Here is a 768-nt window from a genome sequence, read left to right on the forward strand (position 1 = left end):
TCCGGCGATGATAGAGTCCACTTAATTTTTAAATGGACTCTATCACAAATGACAGCCCCCACAGCCCGACGTCAACGGGCAACCTACTCCATGCCTTTCAAACTCGACCTGGTTCAGCGATCACTGCAACCCGGTGCCTGCGTGGCACAGCTTGCCCGCCAGAACGGGATTAATGACAACCTGCTGTTCACCTGGCGTCAGCGCTATCGTCATCTGCTTGATGAGCCTTCTGATGAATCCCCTGCACCGGCCATTATCAGTGATGACATCGTTCCAGTTGTGACCACTGAATACTCACGACCCGCGCTGCCAGCTCTCCCGGTAGCATCAACGCAATGCCTGCAACGCTGTGAGGTCACCCTTGGCAGCGCACGCCTGAAACTGTCCGGCAACCTCACTCCGGCCATGCTGTCGGCTCTGGTTCGCGAACTGAAGAGAGGTTGCTGATGATATCCCTTCCCGCCGGTTCCCGCATCTGGCTGGTGACTGGCGTTACCGACATGAGAAACGGCTTCAACGGGCTGGCCTCTCGTGTTCAGAATGTCCTCAACGACGATCCGTTCTGCGGGCACCTTTTTATCTTCCGGGGACGTCGCGGCGATATGGTAAAGCTGCTGTGGTCCGATGACGACGGGCTCTGCCTGTTCACAAAACGTCTGGAGCGTGGCCGGTTCATCTGGCCGGTGACCCGCGAAGGCAAAATCCATCTGACGCCGGCACAGTTATCCATGTTGCTGGAGGGCATTAACTGGAAACATCCGCAAAGAA

1 protein-coding gene and 1 pseudogene are annotated in these 768 nt (G+C 56.4%); both read left to right on the plus strand.

Translation table 11 applies throughout. The features are described 5' to 3' along the window. Window positions 1–96: 96 nt before the first annotated feature. Window positions 97–211: pseudogene (locus tag AAIR21_RS27730) on the plus strand (transposase); the annotation flags it as partial. 235 nt (window positions 212–446) lie between these two features. After that, the coding region (tnpB, locus tag AAIR21_RS27735; protein WP_434682822.1) for an IS66 family insertion sequence element accessory protein TnpB at window positions 447–768 on the plus strand (322 nt) is incomplete at its 3' end.

This window comes from Enterobacter sp. PTB, assembly GCF_051130085.1.
GTDB lineage: Bacteria > Pseudomonadota > Gammaproteobacteria > Enterobacterales > Enterobacteriaceae > Enterobacter > Enterobacter ludwigii.